The 20,388-nt window shown below is 74.8% G+C and carries 21 protein-coding genes; 11 read left to right on the forward strand and 10 right to left on the reverse strand.

The window, feature by feature from the left end:
* Positions 1-34: 34 nt before the first annotated feature.
* Entirely contained in the window at positions 35-700 is a 666-nt protein-coding gene (locus tag DQ241_RS04900; protein WP_113829066.1) for an NUDIX domain-containing protein, read from the forward strand.
* Here DQ241_RS04900 and DQ241_RS04905 read toward each other — a convergent pair.
* Together DQ241_RS04905 and DQ241_RS04910 are read right to left on the reverse strand one after the other, a co-directional pair.
* A complete protein-coding gene (locus DQ241_RS04905) occupies positions 687-1,391 on the reverse strand; it encodes an alpha/beta fold hydrolase (RefSeq protein ID WP_113829067.1) in 705 nt (234 codons plus the stop codon). The genes DQ241_RS04900 and DQ241_RS04905 overlap by 14 nt on opposite strands.
* Before the next feature lie 252 nt (positions 1,392-1,643).
* Positions 1,644-2,396, reverse strand: coding sequence for a hemerythrin domain-containing protein (locus DQ241_RS04910; protein ID WP_113829068.1), 753 nt, complete (start codon positions 2,394-2,396; stop codon positions 1,644-1,646).
* 206 nt (positions 2,397-2,602) lie between these two features.
* On the opposite strand from DQ241_RS04910, the gene DQ241_RS04915 reads away from it, so the two are divergent.
* The 6 genes from DQ241_RS04915 to DQ241_RS20510 all read left to right on the forward strand — a co-directional run bounded on the left by DQ241_RS04915 (position 2,603) and on the right by DQ241_RS20510 (position 8,545).
* Positions 2,603-3,403: an alpha/beta fold hydrolase gene (locus DQ241_RS04915; RefSeq protein WP_113829425.1), complete on the forward strand. Its 801-nt coding sequence runs from the start codon at positions 2,603-2,605 to the stop codon at positions 3,401-3,403.
* On the forward strand, positions 3,400-5,643 hold the full coding sequence (locus tag DQ241_RS04920) for a SpoIIE family protein phosphatase (RefSeq protein WP_233492215.1): 2,244 nt from the start codon (positions 3,400-3,402) through the stop codon (positions 5,641-5,643). Before DQ241_RS04915 ends, DQ241_RS04920 begins: the two co-directional genes overlap by 4 nt.
* 81 nt (positions 5,644-5,724) lie before the next feature.
* Positions 5,725-6,030, forward strand: a complete 306-nt coding sequence (locus DQ241_RS04925; RefSeq protein WP_113829427.1) for a hypothetical protein — start codon at positions 5,725-5,727, stop codon at positions 6,028-6,030.
* A gap of 88 nt (positions 6,031-6,118) precedes the next feature.
* Positions 6,119-7,279 (forward strand): acyl-CoA dehydrogenase family protein, encoded by a 1,161-nt coding sequence (locus tag DQ241_RS04930; protein WP_113829069.1) that lies wholly within the window; start codon positions 6,119-6,121, stop codon positions 7,277-7,279.
* Entirely contained in the window at positions 7,276-8,316 is a 1,041-nt protein-coding gene (locus DQ241_RS04935; protein WP_113829070.1) for an acyl-CoA dehydrogenase family protein, read from the forward strand. Before DQ241_RS04930 ends, DQ241_RS04935 begins: the two co-directional genes overlap by 4 nt.
* A gap of 58 nt (positions 8,317-8,374) precedes the next feature.
* Positions 8,375-8,545, forward strand: a complete 171-nt coding sequence (locus DQ241_RS20510; RefSeq protein ID WP_158545874.1) for a hypothetical protein — start codon at positions 8,375-8,377, stop codon at positions 8,543-8,545.
* Between the two features lie 33 nt (positions 8,546-8,578).
* Here the strand turns inward: DQ241_RS20510 and DQ241_RS04940 are convergent, their stop codons facing one another.
* The 5 genes from DQ241_RS04940 to DQ241_RS04960 all read right to left on the reverse strand — a co-directional run bounded on the left by DQ241_RS04940 (position 8,579) and on the right by DQ241_RS04960 (position 12,989).
* A complete protein-coding gene (locus DQ241_RS04940; protein ID WP_370444371.1) occupies positions 8,579-9,169 on the reverse strand; it encodes a hypothetical protein in 591 nt (196 codons plus the stop codon).
* A gap of 330 nt (positions 9,170-9,499) precedes the next feature.
* Positions 9,500-10,264 carry an AAA family ATPase gene (locus DQ241_RS04945; protein ID WP_199584094.1) on the reverse strand — a complete coding sequence of 255 codons (765 nt, stop codon included), beginning with the start codon at positions 10,262-10,264 and terminating at the stop codon, positions 9,500-9,502.
* Between the two features lie 25 nt (positions 10,265-10,289).
* A complete protein-coding gene (locus DQ241_RS04950) occupies positions 10,290-10,703 on the reverse strand; it encodes a hypothetical protein (protein ID WP_113829072.1) in 414 nt (137 codons plus the stop codon).
* 52 nt (positions 10,704-10,755) lie between these two features.
* Entirely contained in the window at positions 10,756-11,889 is a 1,134-nt protein-coding gene (locus DQ241_RS04955; RefSeq protein ID WP_233492216.1) for a transglycosylase domain-containing protein, read from the reverse strand.
* Positions 11,890-11,957: 68 nt separating this feature from the next.
* Positions 11,958-12,989 carry a glutathione S-transferase family protein gene (locus tag DQ241_RS04960; protein WP_113829430.1) on the reverse strand — a complete coding sequence of 344 codons (1,032 nt, stop codon included), beginning with the start codon at positions 12,987-12,989 and terminating at the stop codon, positions 11,958-11,960.
* Between the two features lie 194 nt (positions 12,990-13,183).
* Between DQ241_RS04960 and DQ241_RS04965 the strand changes: the two genes are divergently transcribed.
* Positions 13,184-14,977, forward strand: a complete 1,794-nt coding sequence (locus DQ241_RS04965) for a bifunctional diguanylate cyclase/phosphodiesterase (protein WP_113829073.1) — start codon at positions 13,184-13,186, stop codon at positions 14,975-14,977.
* A 3-nt stretch (positions 14,978-14,980) separates the two neighbouring features.
* Here the strand turns inward: DQ241_RS04965 and DQ241_RS04970 are convergent, their stop codons facing one another.
* Positions 14,981-15,400: a DUF1810 domain-containing protein gene (locus DQ241_RS04970; protein ID WP_113829074.1), complete on the reverse strand. Its 420-nt coding sequence runs from the start codon at positions 15,398-15,400 to the stop codon at positions 14,981-14,983.
* 54 nt (positions 15,401-15,454) lie between these two features.
* Here DQ241_RS04970 and DQ241_RS04975 point away from each other — a divergent pair, with 54 nt between their 5' ends.
* The 3 genes from DQ241_RS04975 to DQ241_RS04985 all read left to right on the forward strand — a co-directional run bounded on the left by DQ241_RS04975 (position 15,455) and on the right by DQ241_RS04985 (position 17,162).
* A complete protein-coding gene (locus DQ241_RS04975; protein WP_113829075.1) occupies positions 15,455-16,036 on the forward strand; it encodes a TIGR03086 family metal-binding protein in 582 nt (193 codons plus the stop codon).
* A 114-nt stretch (positions 16,037-16,150) separates the two neighbouring features.
* Positions 16,151-16,573: a hypothetical protein gene (locus DQ241_RS04980; RefSeq protein WP_113829076.1), complete on the forward strand. Its 423-nt coding sequence runs from the start codon at positions 16,151-16,153 to the stop codon at positions 16,571-16,573.
* A 58-nt stretch (positions 16,574-16,631) separates the two neighbouring features.
* Complete coding sequence (locus DQ241_RS04985; protein ID WP_113829077.1) at positions 16,632-17,162, forward strand: NUDIX hydrolase family protein; 531 nt, start codon at positions 16,632-16,634, stop codon at positions 17,160-17,162.
* A 1-nt stretch (position 17,163) separates the two neighbouring features.
* Here DQ241_RS04985 and DQ241_RS04990 read toward each other — a convergent pair whose 3' ends face one another.
* A complete protein-coding gene (locus DQ241_RS04990) occupies positions 17,164-18,411 on the reverse strand; it encodes an MFS transporter (protein ID WP_113829078.1) in 1,248 nt (415 codons plus the stop codon).
* Between the two features lie 136 nt (positions 18,412-18,547).
* Complete coding sequence (locus DQ241_RS04995; RefSeq protein ID WP_113829079.1) at positions 18,548-20,233, reverse strand: hypothetical protein; 1,686 nt, start codon at positions 20,231-20,233, stop codon at positions 18,548-18,550.
* Positions 20,234-20,388: the final 155 nt, after the last annotated feature.

Consider the following 20,388-nt stretch of genomic DNA (forward strand, 5'->3'; position numbering starts at 1 on the left):
TCGGTGCGGGGACAGCCCACTATCGTCCCCGCACGTGAAGGGGACGCCGGGCATCGACATTCCCGACCACCGAGGTCGGACCGGGCTGGACCGGGTGGGCCGCGACCTGACCGGCAACCCCCGGGTGCGGGTCACCGACGTCGAGGTCGTCGGCAGCGGGTGGCACGTGCTGCGGCGGACCACCTTCGACTACCGCCGCGCCGACGGCACGTGGACCACCCAGAGCCGGGAGACCTACGACCGCGGCAACGGCGCGACCATCCTGCTGCACGACGTCGCCCGCGGCACCGTGCTGCTGTCCCGGCAGTTCCGCTTCCCGGTGTACGTCAACGGCCACCCCGACGGCGTGCTCGTCGAGGCCGCGGCCGGGCTGCTCGACGAGCAGGACCCGGAGACGGCGATCCGCCGGGAGGCCGAGGAGGAGCTGGGCGTCACCGTCGGCGAGCTCGAACACGTCTTCGACGTCTGGATGAGCCCGGGCTCGGTGACCGAGCGGCTGCACTTCTACGCCGCCCCCTACACCGCCGCCGACCGCACCTCGGCCGGCGGTGGGGTCGAGGAGGAGGGCGAGGAGATCGACGTCGTCGAGCGGCCCTTCGCCGAGGCGCTGGCGATGGTCGACGACGGCCGGATCGCCGACGCGAAGACGATCATGCTGCTGCAGTGGGCCGCGCTGCGTGGCCCGTTCAGCGCGCGCTGAGCGGGGCGGGGAGGTCCCGGGCGTAGGCGGCCAGCCGCGCGGCGAGCTCCGCGGGCCGGCTCAGCGCCACCAGGTGGCCACCGGGGATCTCGTCGACGTCCAGACCCAGCCGCTCCCGGGCGATCCGGCGCTGGAACTCCAGCGGGAAGAGCCGGTCGTCCCGGCCGGCCAGCACCCGGGTGGGGACGTCGGGCCAGGCCGCCAGCGGCCACGGCTCCTCGAACGGCCGGCCGGACTGCTCGACCGGCTCCTCCCGCAGGGTCGCGGCGAGCTCGGGGTCCAGGTCGTGGAAGTAGACGACGTCGTCCCCGTCGGCGTCGTCGGGGAGGTCGAGCGACGCGCGGTGCGCCCGCTGCGCATCGTCCTGACCGGTGGTGCTCCACCACTCGCCGCCGGTCTCGCCCGGCGCCGGGACCATCGCGTTGAGCAGCACCAGCAGCTCGACCGGCCGGCGCGCGCAGATCAGTGGCGCGGTCAGCCCGCCCATCGACTGCGCGACCACGGTGACCGGGACCTGCGGGTCGACCGCGGCGACGGCGACGTCGGCGTAGGCGGCCAGCCCGGCCGCGTCGTCGCCCGACGGGAGGTCGACGGCGACGGCGGCGTGCCCCCGCCGCTCGAGCTCGGGCACGAGCCGGGAGAAGTAGGCGGCCTGGCCGCCGGCGCCGGGGATCAGCAGGAACGTCGTCACACCGGGTCCGACCGGCGGAGGCGCCGGGATTCATCGGGCCGGATTAGTTTGTTCCCCAGCGCAACTCTGCGGACACCTCCGCGACACATCGGCCTCCTACCGTCCTGGGCCTGCCAGGAAGGGGAGGACCCATGACCACGACGACCGAAGAGCGCACCACCTGGACCTGCGACAACTGCCAGGCCGAGACCGCCGCCGACCGCAAGCGGTGCACCGACTGCGGGACGTCCCGCTACTGATCGACCCGTCGGCTCAGGCGGCCGGGGGCGCACCCCGGAGCCGGACGACGGCGGCGCGGTAGCGGCGCCGGCCGGTCAGCCGCCAGGCCATCCGGATGCTCCGCGGCACGCCGTCGAGCAGCCGGGCCCGGTCGGTGGCGCAGGCGTCCTCCATCGCCAGGCCCAGGACGATCAGCTGCTCGACGGGCGTGAGCCGGACGCGGGCCGCCGTGGCGATGGTCGCCCACCCGGCCGCGGTCAGGTGGGTGTCGAGCAGCGGGACCAGGTCCCGCTCCTCCTCGGCGGTCTGCGCGTCGACCGCGTCGGCCAGGGCCCGGCACCCGCGGGCGAAGGCGTCGCGGGCGGTCGCCGTGCCGGCCACGGCCCACTGCCGGGCCGCGGTGGAGAGGTCGCGCAGCATCGCGTCGATGCGCGCGCACCGGGCGGTCCAGTCGCCGACGGCCGCGCGGACGGCGTCGGCGTCGGCCGCGGGGACGGCGGCGAGCAGCGCGGGCCACACGGCGCTGCGCTCGACCTCGTGGTGGTGCAGCAGCACGCGGGCGACGAGGTCGGCGTGGCCGGTCAGGGCGGCGGTGCGCGCGGGCTCGGCCGGCGGTGCCCACGAGGCGAGGTCGGCGAGCAGCCGCAGCTCCCGGCGGGCCACCTGGTGCAGCACCCGCTGGTAGCCGGCGGCACGACCGGGGGGCCGCGGGTGCGGGGGCAGGGCGTCGTCCAGCGGACCCCGCGGCGCGGGGACGGGGGCGGTGCGGACCGCGGCAGCGGTCATGGCGGACACCTCGATCAGCGGTCGTCGCCGGAGTCCGGACGCATCGGGAACGGAATGCCGGGCAGGCTAGGGACACGGGGAAGAGGTCCGACAGCGGTTCCGGGATGCACCGTGACCGGAACCGGCACGGGCTTCCGCTGCGTGCCGGGCGGGTGACGCGCGGTCAGACCTGGAAGCCGGTCCCGGCGGTCGCCTACTGTCCCGGCATGGGATCGGTCCGCGAGCGGCACTGCGTCACCACGAGCGGTGTGCCGACCGGGCGGCCGATGGTCTTCGCCCACGGGTTCGGGTGCGACCAGGGCATGTGGCGGTTCGTCGTCCCCGAGTTCGAGCGCGACCACGCCGTCGTCCTCTTCGACCACGTCGGGTCCGGGCGCTCCGACCTGTCGGCGTACGACCCGGTGCGGCACGACTCGCTGCGCGGCTACGCCGCGGACGTGGTGGAGCTGCTGCGCGAGCTGGACCTCACCGACGTCGTCTTCGTCGGGCACTCGGTGAGCGCGATGATCGGGGTGCTGGCCGAGCAGATGGCGCCGGAGCTCTTCGGCGCGATGGTGATGATCGGGCCGAACCCCCGGTACGTCGACGACGGCGACTACGTGGGCGGCTTCAGCCGGGCCGACGTCGTCGGACTGCTGGACGCGCTGGACGCCAACCACCTCGGCTGGTCGGCGCAGATGGCGCCGGTGATCATGGGCGTCCCCGACCGGCCCGAGCTGGCCGAGGAGCTGACCAACAGCTTCTGCCGGACCGACCCGGGCATCGCCCGGCAGTTCGCGCGGGTGACGTTCCTGTCCGACAACCGGTCCGACCTGCCCGGGGTCGCCGTCCCCACGCTCGTGCTGCAGTGCCGCGAGGACGCCATCGCCCCGGACCCGGTCGGTGTGTACGTGCACGAGCACGTCCCGGGCAGCGTGCTGACCCGGCTCCAGGCCCGGGGCCACTGCCCGCACCTGAGCGCCCCCGAGGAGACGGCGGCGGCGATCCGGGACTTCCTGCGCGGGTGATCGCCGTGGTGGGGGGGACCGATGGCGAGGGCGGGCTGGACCGGCTGCTGGACGAGGACCCGGCCGACCTCTACGAGAACGCGCCGATGGGCTACTTCTCGGCGGTGCCCGGCGGGCGGGTGGTCAAGGCCAACCGCACCTTCTGCGCGTGGCTCGGCCGGCCCGCCGAGGAGGTGCTCGGCGCGCGGTTCCAGGACTTCCTGACCCCCGGCGGCCAGGTCTACGCGGAGACGCACCTGCTGCCGCTGCTGCGGATGCAGGGCGCGGTGCGGGAGATCGCGCTGGACCTGCGGCGGGCCGACGGCTCGGTGCTGCCGTGCCTGGTGAACGCGGTGGAGGTGCGCGACGACGCCGGCGCGGCGGTGCTGCTGCGGGCCACGGTGTTCGAGGCGACGGCGCGGCGGCGGTACGAGCGCGACCTGCTGGCCGCCCGTCGGGCCGCGGAGGAGTCCGAGGCGCGGTCGCGGGTGCTGCAGCACGTCGTGTCGGACCTGGCGGCCACGGTCTCGGTGGAGGACGTCGCGACGGTGATCGTCCAGCGGAGCCGGGCCGCGCTGCGGGCGCGCGGCGCGGCGCTGGTGGTGGTCGTGGACGGCGAGGAGGGCGGGGCGCCGGGGCTGCGGTTCGTGCGCACCGACGGGCTGCCCCCGACCCTGCTGGAGGAGTTCCGGGCGACCGTGGACCGCGGGCTGGTCCGCGAGCTGCCGCTGGGCGTGCGGAGCGTGCCGCTCGACGAGGCGCTGCACCGGTCGCGGCCGGGGCTGGCCGCGGCGATGGCCCGCGCGGCGGTGACCGAGCTGGTCGTGGTGCCGGTGACGGCGGACAGCCGGCAGCTCGGCGTGCTGGCGCTGGTGTTGGGCGAGGGCGTGGGGGACCTGATCAGCCTGCACGAGCCGGGGGAGCGGCCGCCGCTGCCCGAGGCGGACGTCGACCTGCTGCGGACCATCGGGCGGCAGGCGGGCCAGGCCCTGGAGCGCGCGCGGCTGCACGAGGAGACCTCGCGGCAGGCCGAGCGCGCGGCCTTCCTGCTGGAGGCGGCCCGGCTGCTCGCCGGGGCGGCCGACGTGACCGAGACGGTGGAGCGGCTGGCCGCGCTGGCGGTGGAGCGGCTGGCCGACGTCTGCGTCATCGACCTGGTCACCGAGGTCGGGACGCGCCGGACGGCGGCCCGGCACCGGGACCCCGCGCGGCAGCGCCTCCTGGACGAGCTGCGCGCCCGGCAGCTGCCCCAGCGCAGCGACGACCACCCGAGCGTGCGGGCGCTCGCGGAGGGCCGCACGCAGTGGGTGCGGTCGCCCGACGACGCCTACCTGCGGCGGATCACCGTCGACGAGCAGCACCTGGCGATCAGCCGGGCGCTCGAGCTGGCCGGGCTGGTCGCGGTGCCGCTGGTCGCCGACGGCCGCCGGCTGGGCGTGGTCACCTTCGGCGCGGACCGGGCGCGCGGGTCGTTCACCGCGGCCGACGTCGAGATGGCCGAGCAGCTCGGGCTGCAGCTGGCGCTGGTGGTGGCCAAGGCCCAGCGCTACGACCTCGAGGTGCGCACCTCGCACGAGCTGCAGGCCAGCCTGCTCCCCGCCTCACCACCGGAGGTGCCGGGGCTGGGCATCGCGGTGCGCTACCTGCCGGCGACCTACGGGGTCGAGGTGGGCGGGGACTTCTACGACGTCGTCCCGCTGGCCGACCACGTCGCGCTCGCGGTCGGCGACGTGGTGGGGCACGACATCACCGCGGCGGCGAGCATGGGCCAGCTGGGCAGCGTGTACCGGGCGCTGCTGGTGGACGGCCCGGCACCGAGCGCGGTGATCGACCGGCTGCAGGCGAGCTGGTCGCTGCTGGGGCTGCAGCGCATGGCGACGGCGCTGTTCGCGTCGCTGGCCCCGGCCACCGGGCAGCTGCGGATGGCCTCGGCCGGGCACCTGCCGCCGCTGCTGCTCAGCGGCGGGACGGCGTCCTACCTGCCGGTGGTGCCGACCCGGATGCTCGGGGCGCCGCCGGCCCCCACGCCCGCCGTCGAGTGGGCCGGGGTCCTCGCCGCGGGCGACACGCTGCTGCTCTACACCGACGGGTTGGTGGAGAGCCGGACCGCCGACGTCGACGAGGGCATGGACCGGCTGCTGCAGGTGGCTGCCTCGGCCGGGACGTCCGAGCCCGACGAGCTGCTCGACCGGGTGCTGGCCGAGCTGACCGGTCCGCACCGCGGCGACGACATCGCGCTGCTGGCACTGACCCGCCGCTGAGCGTTACCCGCCGGTAGCCCCTGCCGCGCGGCGCGGTTCCGGGTCACCATGGTCGTGCACCCGCGGCAGGGGGAGGGCGACATGGCGGCGTCGGATCCGGTGGCCGAGGCGATCGACGGGGCCACGGGCGACTGGTCGATGAGCGGCGACGCGATGCGCTGGTCACCGGAGCTGGCCGAGCGCGGGGTGGCCGGCGAGCAGCTGCGCGGCCTGGACGTCGCGGCCGGGCTGGGTGCCGGGCTGGGGCTGGACATCGCCGGGGTGCGCCGCCTGGTGTCCGGCGCGCTGGTGTCGCTCGGGGAGGTGGCCGGCGACGTCGTCAGCGAGCTGCGCTCCCTGACCCGCGGGCCGGACGACGCCGATCCGGAGCACGGCGGCGAGGCCTGACGCCGGGACGTCCTGACGCCCCCGCGGGGCGGGCGCCGGCGGCTGCCTGTAGAACGGGCGGTGAGTCCTGTCACCCGTGGGGAGTCGCATGAGCAACGCGTTGACGCTGGCACCGGCGCCGCGGTCCGAGGCCGCCGAACGGGTGCGGGGCGAGGTGCGCGACTTCCTCGCCGCCGAGCTGGCCGCCGGCACCTTCAGCACGCACGTCGACACCTGGCTGTCCGGCGTCGACCCGGCGTTCTCCCGCAAGCTGGGCGAGCGCGGCTGGCTCGGCATGACCTGGCCGAAGCGCTACGGCGGGCACGAGCGCTCGGCGATGGAGCGCTACGCGGTCACCGAGGAGCTGCTCGCGGCCGGTGCGCCGGTGGCCGCGCACTGGATCGCCGACCGGCAGTCCGGCCCGAACCTGCTCCGCTACGGCACGGAGGAGCAGCGGCGGGAGATCCTGCCGCGGATCGCCGCCGGCGAGTGCTACTTCGTGATCGGGATGAGCGAGCCCGACTCCGGCTCCGACCTCGCCTCGATCCGCACCCGGGCCTCGCGGAACGACGCCGGCGACTGGGTGGTCAACGGCGCCAAGGTCTGGACGTCGAACGCGCACGCCTCGCACTACGGCATCGTGCTGGTGCGCACCTCGCCGGCTGATCCGCAGAACCGGCACGCCGGGCTCTCCCAGCTGCTGGTCGACCTCTCGCTGCCGGGCATCACGGTCAACCCGATCCGCATCCTCGACGGCGGGCACCACTTCAACGAGGTCGTCTTCGAGGACGTCGTCGTCCCCGGCGACATGCTGCTCGGGAAGGAGGGCGACGGCTGGCACCAGGTGACCGCGGAGCTGGCCTTCGAGCGGTCGGGGCCGGAACGGTTCCTGTCCACCTACCCGCTGCTCGCCGAGTTCGGCCGGCGGGCCGCGGCCACCGGCGACCCGGCGCAGCTGGCCGCGCTGGGCCGGCTGTCGGCCCGGGTGCTGTCGCTGCGGCAGCTGTCGCTGCGGATCGCGGCGGCGCTGGACCGCGGGGAGCTGCCGAACATCGCGGCGGCCCTGGTCAAGGACGTGGGGACGACGTTCGAGGCCGACGTCATCGACGAGGTGCGGCGGGTGGTCGAGGTGACGCCGTCGCTGGACTCGCCGGACCCGCTGGCGCGGGCCCTGGCGGAGGCGCAGCTGCACCAGCCGGGCTTCACGCTGCGCGGCGGGACGAACGAGATCCTGCGGGGGATCGTGGCACGAGGGCTGGGACTGCGATGAGCGATCAGGACCTGGTGATCGAGACCGTCCGCGACATCCTGGGCGGGTTCGAGCCGTTCGACCCGACGCCGGAGCGGCGCTGGGACGACGGGCTGTGGGCCGCGCTGGCCGATGCCGGGCTGACCGGTGTGGGGCTGCCGGAGTCGATGGGCGGCTCGGGCGGTGACCTCGCCGACGCGGTGGCGATCGTCCGCACGCTCGCCTCGGGTGCCGCGGCGGTGCCGGTGGCCGAGCAGCTGCTCGTGGCCGGGCCGGCGGTGCTGGCGGCCGGGCTGCCGCTCCCGCCGGTCGAGGAGCCGCTGACCTTCGCGGCCGCCGACGCGGTGACCTCCGCGCCCGCGGGCGACGCGTTCGCGCTGACCGGGACGGTGACCGACGTGCCCTGGACGGGGGCGGCCCGGCACCTGGCGCTGCTGCTGCCGGGGCCGGCGATCGCGCTGGTCGACGTCGGCGGCCTCGCTGTGTCGGACGCGGCGAACCTGGCGGGGGAGCCGCGCGGGTCGCTGGTGCTGGACGGCGTCCCGGCGCTGGTCGAGCCGATCAACGCGGCGCAGGCGCGGGAGCTGCGGTCGGGCTACGCGCTGGCCCGGGCGGTGCAGCTGACGGCGGCGCTGGAGCAGGTACTGGCCTGGACGGTGCAGTACGCGGGGGAACGGCAGCAGTTCGGCCGGCCGCTGGCCAAGTTCCAGGCGATCCAGATGGAGCTCGCCGAGATGGCCGGTGAGGTGACGGCGGTGACGGCGCTGACCGACGCCGCCGTGCAGGCGCTCATGCACGGGGAGGACGACTTCTGGCTGGCCGCGGCGGCGGCGAAGGTGCGCGCCGGGGCGGCCGTCGAGGTCGTGGCCCGGCTCGCGCACCAGGTGCACGGGGCCATCGGCTTCACCCAGGAGCACCGGCTGCACCACCTGACCAAGCGGCTGTGGTCGTGGCGGGACGAGGCCGGCGGCGAGCTGCACTGGTCGCGGAACCTGGCGGTCGGGCTGCTCGCCGACGGCGGCGACGGGCTCTGGCCGGCGCTGACGCGGGTGGTCTGACACCGGGACGTTCGCCGCAGGCCACCTGCCCGACATCTGCGGGTGGTGGCATGGGGCCATGACCGCGCGACCCGGCGAGCGACGCATCCCCGACGACGTGCACGTGGTGGACGTGCACGGATCGCGGTTCCTGCTGGAGTGGTTGGACCGCGACGTCCTCGCGGCGGCGGCCGCGGCGCTGCTGGCCGCACCCGAGCTGCCGTCCGCAGGCGAGGCGCGGGCGGCCTGACCGGTCGGCCCGGCTGCGCCCGCGCCCGCCGGGTCAGACCGTCTCGGGCACCCGCAGGTGGGCCAGCGCCAGCTCGAAGGTCGCCACCTCTTCCACCTGGCCGCCGGTCTGGCGGGTGAACTCCTCGCGGAGGGCGGCGGCCTGCTCGGCGACGGCCTCCATGGCGGCGCGGTCGGCGTAGGTGATGGCGGTGGCCGCGCGCCCGGCGTCGTGGTCGACGAAGGAGCTGACGCTGCAGAAACCGGGCAGGTTCGAGATCCGGGGGACGACGCTGACCCCGAAGGCGTCGATGGCGTGGTCGATGCGCGCCGGGGCGTGCCGGGTCCAGATCACCCGCGTGCAGGCGGTGTCCGGGGCCTCGTGCAGCCGGTGGAGTACCGCGATCCGCCACTCCTGGACCTCCGCCGGGCCGCGCAGGATGTCGGTGGCCCGCGCCCGCAGACCCTTCACCGCGTCGGTGCTGCGCCGCATCGCCTCGCGGTCGACCCAGGAGCTGGTGATGATGCAGCGTCCGGTCGCCCGGTCGGCGAGCATCGACATCCCGACGTAGCCGTCCATGCCCATCAGCGCGGGCATGACCTTGTCGCGGGTGTAGACCATGCCGGCATCGACCTGTTCCGGCACCCCGTGGATGGTCGTCGAGCGTGCGTACATGTGCGGTTCCCCCTGGTGCCGTGCAGCGACGCCCTGGCGGCCCCGCCGCAGGGCCTCACTGTGCTCGGAGGGGGCCTGGAGCGGAACAGGATCGCGCGCGTCGGTGACCGTGCGGAGTCGGGCACGGCCGCGGCCGCTGCGCCGTCGTGCGCGGGCGGTCCGGCTCACTCACAGTTGTGCTCTGCCCCGCTCCACGGGGCAGAGCACAACTGTGCGAGGCCCACCCTCGAGGACCCGCACCGGCGCGCCGGCCCGCACGCCGGCCAGCACCTCTGGCAGTTCCCGGCGCGTTCCCGCAGCTCAGCGCAGGTGACGGAGGAACATCTCGGGGCGGTCCAGGAACGCGCGCCACGACGTGACGAGGTCGCAGTCGTCGTACTCGACCGGGGCGACGCCGTGCTCACCGAGCTGCAGCAGCTGCGCCCCCGGCAGCGCGGCGAGCACGGGGGAGTGGGTGGCGAGCAGGATCTGGCTGCCGGCCGCCAGCATGTCGCTCATGATCGAGAGCAGCACCAGGCTGCTGTCGAAGGACAGCGCCGACTCCGGCTCGTCGAGCACGTAGAACCCCGGCTCGGCGACCATGCCGGCGAGCACCTGCAGGAAGCCCTCGCCGTGGCTGCGCTGCAGGATCGGCCCCTCGATCCGCTCGGCCCACCGCCCGCGCCCGGAGAACTTGTCGGCCTGGGCGTGCAGCCGCTCGGCGCGGAGGAAGACCCCGCCGGTCGGCCCGCCGCGGGTGTACGACAGCCGCAGCGCGCGGTGCAGGTCGGAGTCCTCCGACGAGGGCTCGGCGACGGCCTGCTGCAGCCAGTCCTCGCGGAACGCCGACATCCGCCGTCCCCACGCCGCGGCGACCGCCTCGACGACGGTGGACTTCCCGGCGCCGTTGGCGCCGATCAGCACCGTGGCACCGGGGTGCAGCCGCAGGCCCTCGTCGTAGATCTGCCGCACCACCGGGATCGTGTACGGCCAGCGGCCGGGATCGGCCTGCCCGCGGTCGATGGTCAGCTCGGTGACCGGCACACCCGGCTGCCGGCTCGTTCGGGCACGCGTCGCGGGAGGCACGCACCGTTCCTAGCAGCGGGCTCCGTCAGCCCGGGAGGTCGACCAGCGGCACGATCGCGCCACCGGCGGCCAGGTGCAGGCTCCAGGTGAGGTCCGATCCGGCGAACGCCTCGCGCAGGGCGGTCGCCCACGCGTCGTCGTCCCGGGTGGCGGACGGCCGGCCCGGACGGCAGAGCGCCATGGCGACGTGCCCGAGCAGGAGCCCGTGCGCCGCGGCCACCTGCTCGCACATGTCCGCGAGGTTGGCCAGCATCGGCCGGTCGGGCACCGCGGGGACGCCGTCGACCGGGATGACGACGGGCACCATCAGCCCGTCGTCGAGCCAGGTGAGCCAGAGGGCGCGGGCGCCGAACACCGGCTCGCCCAGGAGGGCGTGCCAGCGGGCGGTGAGCTCGTCAGCGGTGCGGACGGGGACGTCGGCGAGCGGTGGCTTCGTCATGCGGCACACCGTGGCAGCGGGAGGCGACCTCCCGCCGACGGTTTCCACAGGCTCAGCCGGTGCCCTCCTCGGCGATCAGCTCGGCGATCGCCTCGGGGCGCTCGGAGCAGTCGTCGCCGGCGTCGGGCTGGTCGGAGGCCAGGCCCTCGACGCCGACGTCCTCGACCGGGCCGAACCCCTTGCTGGCCAGGTGCGGCGGCACCCGCTTCTGCGCGTTGAGCACGTGCGAGCGGGACAGCCAGCCCTTTCCGTCGGCGACGTCGAAGTCGAGCCCGCCGCCGGGCGCCCGCTGTACGTGCCCGGGGGAGGGGAGCAGGCCGACGAGCTGCGCCGATTGGTCGACCGTCAGCGTGGACGGCGGGGTGTCGAAGTAGTACCAGCTGGCGCTGCAGATCCCGTAGATCGTCGGGCCGAACTGCGCGTAGTTGACGTAGAGCTCGAGCATCCGGCGGTCGTCGAGCAGGTAGGCCATCTCGGTCGAGAGCACCGCCTCGACCCCCTTGCGCCAGACGCTCATCGACGAGCTGAGGAACACGTTCTTCGCCACCTGCTGCGGGATGGTCGAACCCGACGGGTCCTCGCCGCCCTTGAGGTGCGCCTCGGCGCGGCCGGCGAGCTCGCTCCAGTCGAAGGCGCCGCTGCGGTGGGGCAGGTCCTGGTCCTCGTGCGCGATGACCGACGCCAGCAGGTTGCGCGAGACGTGCTCGATGGGCACCGACTGCTGGATGGAGCCGTCCGGGTTGGCGGCCATGAACGCCGTCGTCGGCGGGTCGATCCAGCGCAGCGACACGAGCACGAGCAGCTGGACGACGAACAGCACGCCGGCCACCGCGCCGAACCGGCGCAGCAGCCGGCGGCGGCGCCTCGGCCGCGGCGGAGCGGCCGGTGGCGGAACTCCCCGCCGACGGCGCGCCTCACGAGGACGGCGCCCGGGACGGCGCGGCTCGGCCGGCGGAGCGGCCCACGGGTCCTGCGGGTACCCGGGCGGCGGGTACCGGTCCTCCGGGTGCTGCCGAGGCGGGTACTGCGGGGGCGGGTACGAGCCCGGCGGCGGGTAGCCCGGTGGCGGGTATCCCGGCGGGGCCCACGGCTGCTCGGGTGCCGGACCGGCGGCGGGCATCGGCCGGGTGGGCACCCGGTCGGTCGGCTGCCCGTGCTCCGGTCGGCGGCGCGGTCGGAGCGGCATGCGTCGTCCTCCCCAGCCGGCGGTCCGAGCTGCCGATGGTAGGTGCCCCGGCTGGGAGCCTCGTCCGCTCAGCGGTGCGGGACGCCGCCCGGGCCGTGGTCGGCCGGCACCTCGTCACCGGCGGGGACCGGTCCGGGCGGGGTGCCGTCGCCGAACGGGGAACCGCCCAGCTCCTCGCGCCCGTGCGGGGTCAGCCAGACCGACGTGTCGGGACCCGCCGGGATGATCTGCGTCGGGTTGATGTCCTTGTGGACGACGTAGTAGTGCTCCTTGATCTGCGGGAAGTCGATCGTGTCGCCGAAGCCCGGGGTCTGGAACAGGTCGCGGGCGTAGCCCCACAGGGCGCGGAACTCGGTCAGCTTCTGCCGGTTGCACTTGAAGTGGCCGTGGTAGACGGCGTCGAAGCGGGCCAGCGTGGTGAACAGCCGGACGTCGGCCTCGGTGATCGTGCCGCCCATCAAGAAGCGCTGCCCGGAGAGCCGCTCCTCCAGCCAGTCCAGCGCGCTGAACAGCCGGGCGTAGGACTTGTCGTAGGCGCGCTGCGAGCCGGAGAAGCCGCAGCGGTACACGCCGTTGTTGACCTCGGTGTAGACCCGCTCCATCACCTCGTCCATCTCCTCGCGCAGGTGCTCCGGGTAGAGGTCCGGGGCGCCGTCGCGGTGGAACTGCGTCCACTCGGTGGAGAGGTCGAGCGTGATCTGCGGGAAGTCGTTGGTGACGACGGCACCGCTCGGGACGTCGACGACCGCCGGCACCGTGATGCCCTTCGGGTACTCCGGGTCGCGGGCGAAGTACGCCTCCTGGAGCCGTTCGTAGCCGAGCACCGGGTCGCGGCCGCCGGGGTCGAGGTCGAAGGTCCAGCTGCGCTCGTCGTGGGTGGGGCCGCACAGCCCCATCGAGATCGCGTCCTCCAGGCCGAGCAGCCGGCGCACGATGATCGAGCGGTTGGCCCACGGGCACGCGCGGGCGGCGACCAGCCGGTAGCGACCGGCCTCCACCGGCCAGCCGTCGCGGCCGTCGGCGGTGATGCGGTCGGAGATGTACTTCGTGTCCCGCTGGTAGTCCTTCTCGACGTAACCGGATCCGCTGTTCTCGCTCACCCGGGCCACTCTTCCCGAACCGGCCGCGCCGTGCAGGGCAGCCCGCCGTGCGCTGCGACACCCGGGAGCGGGGGAGGGCCCCCGCGAGAGGGCCGTCCGTCCGGGCGGGCCGGTGTCGCGGCGGTCACACCCCTCCCGGGTGAGAACGGGCCGCTGAGCTGCGGGAACACCGTCGTCAGGACGACAACCCCAGCATGACCATGGGAATGCTGGAGGGCGGCTGGCGCGCGCTCGCGGACGCGCGCGAGGCCCCCGCGACGGTGGGGGAGCTGGCCTTCGACGTGCCGGTCCTGCCCGGCACGAGCACCTGCGAGGAGCTGGACCGCCTGCTCGGCCGCTCGACCAGCAGCTGCGCGGTCGTGCAGCACCCGGAGCTCGACGGCGTCGTAGGGCTGGTCGAGCGCGGCCGGTTCGAGGCGCTGATGAGCGGCCCGTACGGCTACGGGCGCTCCCTCTACGGCCGCCGCCGGGTCGCCGACATGGCGCAGTGGGACGCCCTCACCGTCACCCCGGACACCTCCGTCGTCGAGGCGTCCAGCCGCGCCATCACCCGGCCGGCCGCCTACGTGCAGGACCACGTCCTGGTGCAGGACGGCGCCACCGTGCGCGCCGTCGCGATGCCGGTGCTGCTGTCGGCGGTCGCCCGCGACCTCGCCGACCAGGCGCTGCGCGACCCGCTCACCGGGCTGGCCAACCGGGAGGCGTTCTTCGCCCGCGTCGAGGAGTCCTGCCGGCGCAGCGCCACCCAGCCGGGCCACCAGACCGCGGTCCTCTACCTCGACCTCGACGGCTTCAAGGCCGTCAACGACACCCTGGGCCACGACCGCGGCGACGCGCTGCTGCGCGAGGTCGCCGGCGCGCTGGCCGGCGTGGCCCGCCCCGACGACCTGGTCGGCCGGCTGGGCGGCGACGAGTTCGCGGTGTGCCTCGACATCGAGACCGGCGGCTCCGGCGACGTCGCCGTCACCGGCATCGCAGAGGACATCGCCGCCCGCATGCACGCCGCCGTCGCCACCCTGAGCCGGGACGACGGCGCCACCGCCCGGGTGCGGGCCAGCGTCGGCGTCGCGGTCTCCGCCGCCCGCGGGCAGACCGACCCGCGGGTGCTGGTGCGGGCCGCCGACCTGGCCATGTACACCGGCAAGCGCGAGGGCGGCGACGTGATCCACGGCCCCGTCGTCGTCTCCACGTCGGTGGACGCCGACCCGCTGCTGGGCACGAGCATCGCCGAGGCGGTCGAGCGGGGCGAGTTCCGGCTGCTGTTCCAGCCGATCGTCGAGCTCGCCGACGGCCGCCTGGCCAGCCTCGAGGCGCTGGTCCGCTGGGAGCACCCGCGGCTCGGGCTGCTGACGCCGGACGCCTTCCTCCCGGCGGCCGCGCGTTCGGGGCAGCTGGTCGCGCTCGACGACTGGGTGCTGCGGACGGCGACCCGCGAGTTCGCCGACTGGCGGCAGGCCGAGGCCGAGGCGGGCCGGGACGCGCTCGTCTCGCTGAACGTGAACGTGAGCACCGACCGGCTGCTCACGCCGGGGCTGCGCGACGTGCTGCTGGACGCCGCCACCGACGCCGCCCTGCAGCCGGCGCTGATCCGTGTCGAGGTGCCGGAGTCGCTGGTCGTGGACCAGCTGGCGCCGGCCGCCGAGCCGCTGGCCCAGCTCTCGGCCGCCGGGTTCAAGGTGACCCTGGACGACGTCGGGGCCGGCGGGACGGCGCTGCGCCACCTGCGGGACGTGACCGCCGACGGGCTGAAGATCGACCGCTCCTACGTGCAGCGGGTGCTCACCGACGACCGCGACCGCGCCCTGGTGCAGCTGCTCATCGACTTCGCCGCCACCACCGGCAGCGCGATCACCGCCGAGGGCGTGGAGACCGTGCCGCAGCGCGACGTGCTGCTGGAGATGGGGTGCCGGTACGCACAGGGGTGGCTGTTCTCCCGCGCCGTCCCGATCGGGGAGCTGCGCGCACCGAAGGCGGCCGCGCGGGTCTGACGCTCAGAGCAGGGACGTCGTCGCGTCGTCCTCGGCGCCGCCGAAGTAGTGGTCGAGCACCTGGCGGAACACCGGCTGGTCCGGGTCGGCGTGCGCGAACAGCGTCATCGACGAGCGCAGCTTCTGCGCGTCGACCGGCCCCATCACCTGCACCGGGTCGTCGACGTCGAGGCCGGTGAGCGCGCGGGCGCACTCGACCAGCCGCGGCCCGAGGACGGGGTGGGCGAGGTAGGCGCGGGCTTCCTCCAGGCCCGATACGGCGAACCGCTGGGCCATCCCGCTGCGGCCCAGCCCGGCGATCTGCGGGAAGACGAACCACATCCAGTGGGTGCGCTTCTCGCCGGCGCGCAGCTCGGCGAGCGCCTGGTCGTAGGTGGCGCGCTGGGCGTCGACGAACCGCTGCAGGTCGAAGGGGTCGCTCACGCCGACCTACCTTGCCCGCGATGACTCCGGCCCGCCGGTCGGGTCCTACCCGGCATGGAGACGACGACGATCGACCTGGCTCCCGCGGCGGCCGAGGTGGCGCGGGTGGTGGCCGGGGTGCACGACGACCAGCTCGGCGACCCGACCCCGTGCCCCGGCATGCCGGTGGGCGCGCTGCTCGACCACCTCGTCGGCCTGACGCTGGCCTTCCGGATGGCCGCGGAGAAGGTGCCGCAGCCCGACGGCCCGTCCGCCGACGCCGGCGCGCTCGCCGACGACTGGCGCAGCCGGCTGCCCGCGCAGCTCGACGCGCTGGTCGCCGCCTGGCGGAAGCCGGCGGCGTGGGAGGGCGAGACCGAGGCCGGGGGAGTGCGGATGCCGGCGCCGGACATGGCCGTCGTCGCGCTCGACGAGCTGGTGGTGCACGGCTGGGACCTCGCCGTCGCCACCGGGCAGGGGTACGCGCCCGACGGCGGATCGGTGCGCCCGTGCCTGCAGTTCGCCGACTCCGTGCCGGACGAGCCGGAGGCGCGGCTCGGCCTCTACGGACCGCGCGTGCCGGTACCGGACGACGCCCCGCTGCTGCACCGGCTGCTCGGCGCGACCGGCCGCGACCCCGGCTGGCGCGGTGCCTGAGCGGCGTTCCCAGCCGGGCGTGGGAGGCTTGAGCGGTCAGCTGGACGGCTGAGCGCGCAGCCGTGAGTCCGGCTGGCTGGTGGCCGTCCGCCACCCGAACGGGAGCAGCACGCGATGAGCACGGACAACCCCCAGCCGACCGGTCCGGCCCAGGAGCCGACCGTCGTCCCGCCGGCGCAGGGCGAGCCCGCCTCCGGGACGCCGTCCGGCGAGGGCTGGACCCCGGTCGGCGAGGAGCACGAGAGCTTCTTCACCCGGCACTCCGGCCTGCTGATCAGCGCCGGCACCGCGGTCATCGTGGCCGCGCTCGCCGTCGTCGGCGTCTTCCTGTGGAAGCAGAACGAGGACGACGCGAACGCCGACACCGCGTCCGCCGTCACCGAGTTCATCGAGGGCCAGGGCGGCGAGGTGGAGACCATCGAGTGCGACGGCGACACCTGCGACGCCGTCGTCGGCGGCCAGGCCTACACGGTCCTGGTGCAGGAGGACGAGGACGGCGACCAGCACTTCGGCGTCACCAGCTTCACCGGCGACTGAGCTGCGACGCGCCCCACTCCGCCGCCCGATCCCGACGATCATGGGTTAGACAGAGCACATGACCGAAGTGACGGAATCGGGCGCGGGGTGGCTCTCCCGCGAGGACATGGACTCCGCCCGGGAGCGGCTGCCGATCCTCTACGTGGACGCGGTGCCGGTGCGGGTGGACGACCACGGCACCGTCACCGCGGTCGGGCTGCTGCTCCGGATCGGCGAGGACGGCCAGGTCAAGCGGGCGCTGGTGTCCGGCCGGGTGCTGTACCACGAGCGGGTGCGCTCGGCACTGCTGCGGCACCTGGAGAAGGACCTCGGCCCGCTGGCCCTGCCGCGGGTGCCGACGTCGCCGCAGCCGTTCACCATCGCCGAGTACTTCCCGACGCCGGGCGTCACGCCGTTCCACGACCCGCGGCAGCACGCGGTGTCGATGGCCTACGTCGTCCCGGTCGAGGGCGACTGCGCCCCGCAGCAGGACGCACTCGAGCTGACCTGGTTCAGCCCGTACGAGGTGCGCGAGCCGACCGTGCTGGCCGAACTGGCCAACGGGCAGAGCGCGCTGCTGCTGCAGGCGCTGGCCCACTGCGGCGTCTGAGCTATGCGCTGACGAGCTCCCGGTCCTGGGCGACCGGGAGCTGCGCCGGTGCCCGGTGGGCGACGCCGCAGACGAGCACCAGGGCGGCGGCGACGGCGGGCAGCGCGAGGGCGGTGGTCGGGCCCGAGCTGTCGACGACGGCGCCCGTGAGCGCGGAGGCGACCGCCTGGCCGACGACGACGGCGGAGCCGAGCATCGTCATGGTGGTCGCCGAGCGGCCGGCCGGGCTGAGCGTCGCGGCGAGGCTGTAGAGGGTGACCAGCGTCGGGCCGATGCCCAGGCCGAGGATCGCCAGGGCGACGATGAGCCCCGCCTCCGAGCGGGCCGTCGCGTAGCCGATGGCGGCGGCGAGGAGGACGGCGCCGAACACCAGCCAGCGGGCCCGGAGCGTGAACCGCTGGGGGAGTACGGCCGAGCCCAGGGCCAGGGCGGCCGACCCGATGCCCATGACGCCGTAGAGCAGGCCGGCGCGGTCGCCGTCCCCGCCGTCGGCGAGGAAGCCGGTGAGGCTGGTGAGGGTGGCGCCGAAGAAGAGCCCGACGCCGAGCGTGCCGACGACGACGGTCATCAGCGGGAGCCGGGCCAGTTCCCTCGCCGGGGCGCGGTCGGCGTGCTGCTCGGCCGTGCCGGGCTGGAGCCGGCCGGTGGGGTGCAGCGCGAAGGCGGTGACGAAGACGGCGGTCAGCGCGGCGGCGCCGGCGATGGCGACCCACGGGGCGATCGCGGTGGCGAGCGCGCCGACGAGGAACGGGCCGACGATGAACACCATCTCGTCGGCGGCCGACTCGTAAGCCATGGTGCCGTTGAGCAGCTTCTCCCGGCGGTGCGGCTGGACCTTGCTCCGGATGATCGCGACCAGCCTGGTGCGGGACAGCGGCGCGACCTGCGGCGCGGTGGCGCCGATGAGCACCGACAGCGCCAGAACGGCGAGGTCAGGGGCAGAGCTGCGGACGACGAGGACGAAGCTTCCCAGGAGGACGGCGTTGAGCAGTCCGAGCGGGACGAGCACCCGGCGCTGGCCGAACCGGTCGGCGGCGGCGCCCAGCAGCGGTCCGGCGAGGGCGGTGCCGATGCCGGCGACTGCGGAGTTCAGCCCACCGAGGGCCACCGAGTCGCGCTCGGCGACCACGAGGGTGAGGACCCCGACGACCATCATCGCGAACGGCAGCCGCGCGACGAAGGCGATCGGGAAGTAGGAGAAGCCGGCGGACCGGACGAGCGGGGACTCGGTGAGTCGGGGGAGCGTCATGACCTCGGGGGAAGACGGGCGTGCCGCCTTGTCCGCCGGGCGAGGCCGACAGCAGGTAGTTACACACGGGACGTTCAGGAACGCCGACGATCCTATCGCGCGTCGTCCCCTCGACCGGTGACCTGCTGCGACGCGGTCAGCCGACCTGGGCAGCGTCCGGGCCGGCCTCGATGGCGACGAGGTGGCGCCGGCGCAGTTCCTGGCGCTCGGCGTCCGGGATGGCCATCGACTCGGCCAGCACGGAGGCGAGCGCGCCCACCTGCTCGTTCTCGATGCTGGCGGGGAAGAGCCACCGGACGTTCTCGTCACGCGTGATGAGGTCGACGGCCACGCGGGAGTTCTTGGCCTCCGTGGTCGCCGCCCGGACGTAGCGGATGTCGTCGAGCGGGATGTCGCCGCCGAGTTCGCCCTCCTCGAGGAAGGCGTTCGTCCGTGCCGTGACGATGCGGCGGTCCGTGACGGCGACCAGCGTCCGCGTCTCGCTCTTGTCCGACCACGTCAGCAGGTCCACAGCGCCGCCGAGGAGCGAGGACAGCGATCCACCCGCATCGAGCTCGTCGGGGAAGGCCAGGACCCGGAGGGTCTCGTCGTCCTCGAGGAACCAGCGGAGGACCCGCAGGTACGGCTCGAGCCCGAGCGATTCGGGTGCGCACACGACGTCCGGCGCCTCGAGGGCAGGAGCCGGTGGCTGGAGGGCGTCGGCGAGCGGGGTGATCGCCTCGAGGAGGCGGACGGAGATCTGGCGGGCCGCCTTCGCGTCCTTGCGCCAGCCGAGCAGCGAGGGGACCAGTGAGTCGCCGCGGCCGGGCAGCTCGGCGAGGAGGCGCAGCTCGTGCCGCAGCGAGGCGACCAGGCCCTTGATCTCCGCGAGCGCCGGGTCCAACTCCTTCTGGGTGTCGCGGGCGATGAGGTCGACCAGTCGCGCCTCGTCGGGGTCGTTCCGGCCGGCGGTCCGGGCCTTGCCGGCGCGGAGAGCCTGGTAGCCGGTCCACGCCTGGAGCGAGGACAGCAGCGCGTGGGCGTCGAAGACGATCGCCTCGGCGTTCCGCTGGAGGTACTCGCGGCGCTGGGCTGCGTCCGTGCCCTCGATCTGCCGGACGTGCTCGCGGACGTTGTCCCGGTACAGCTCGCGCTGCTTGTTCAGGACGGCGGCGCTGCCGGCGATGCTCTGCCAGAGGGAGTCCGGCACCGAGCCGAGCTCGCGTGCCTGCTCGACGGTCCGGTCGATGGTGGCGACGAGCCCGGTGAGCTCGGCCCACTGCTCGGTGCGGATGGAGGTCAGCACCTGGCTGGTCAGCGCGATGTTGGTCCGGACCAGGCCGGTGATCTCGTTCAGCTTGACCTGGAGAGCGATCGCGGCCAGCGCCGGTCCGAGCGCTGCGGCCATCTGGGCGCCGGTGACGGCCTGCGGGATGAACCGGGCCTGACCGACGATGCCCCCCTGGGCGCCGAAGATGGCGCCGAGGTTCGCGCCGTCCTTGATCGCGAGGTGCCCGCCCGCGTTCAGGAGCGCCTGGGACGCGTCGGCGAGCCGGTACAGCCCCTGGACGCTCGCGACGGCGTTGGCGACGTTGCCGACGATCGTCGCCCCGCTGCCCAGCGCGGCGAGAGCGGTCGCGATCTGCGTGCGGTCGGCGCTCGACACCAGCCCGAAGTCGATCAGGTCCTTCCGGAGTTCCGGCAGGACGTCACCGAAGACGACGGCGATCCCAGGGAGCACTTCGGCCAGGACGGTCGACGGCTCCGTCGAGTCGAGGGCTGAGGTCGGCGTCTCGGCGGTGGGCGAGACCGCGGCCTCGTTCGAGTCCGGGGTGTCCTGCATGGCGATCTCCTCCTGGCGAGCACACGCGACGGCCGGGGACGTCCGCGTCGACCGCCGGACCCTACGACCCGACGACGGCGAATTCGTGGCTGACCGCGTCCCGCAACTCCACGGGCCACAGGACTTACCAGCGGGCACCCCTGGTCACACGTCCC

Source organism: Blastococcus sp. TF02A-30 (assembly GCF_003319185.1).
Taxonomy (GTDB): Bacteria; Actinomycetota; Actinomycetes; order Mycobacteriales; family Geodermatophilaceae; genus Blastococcus.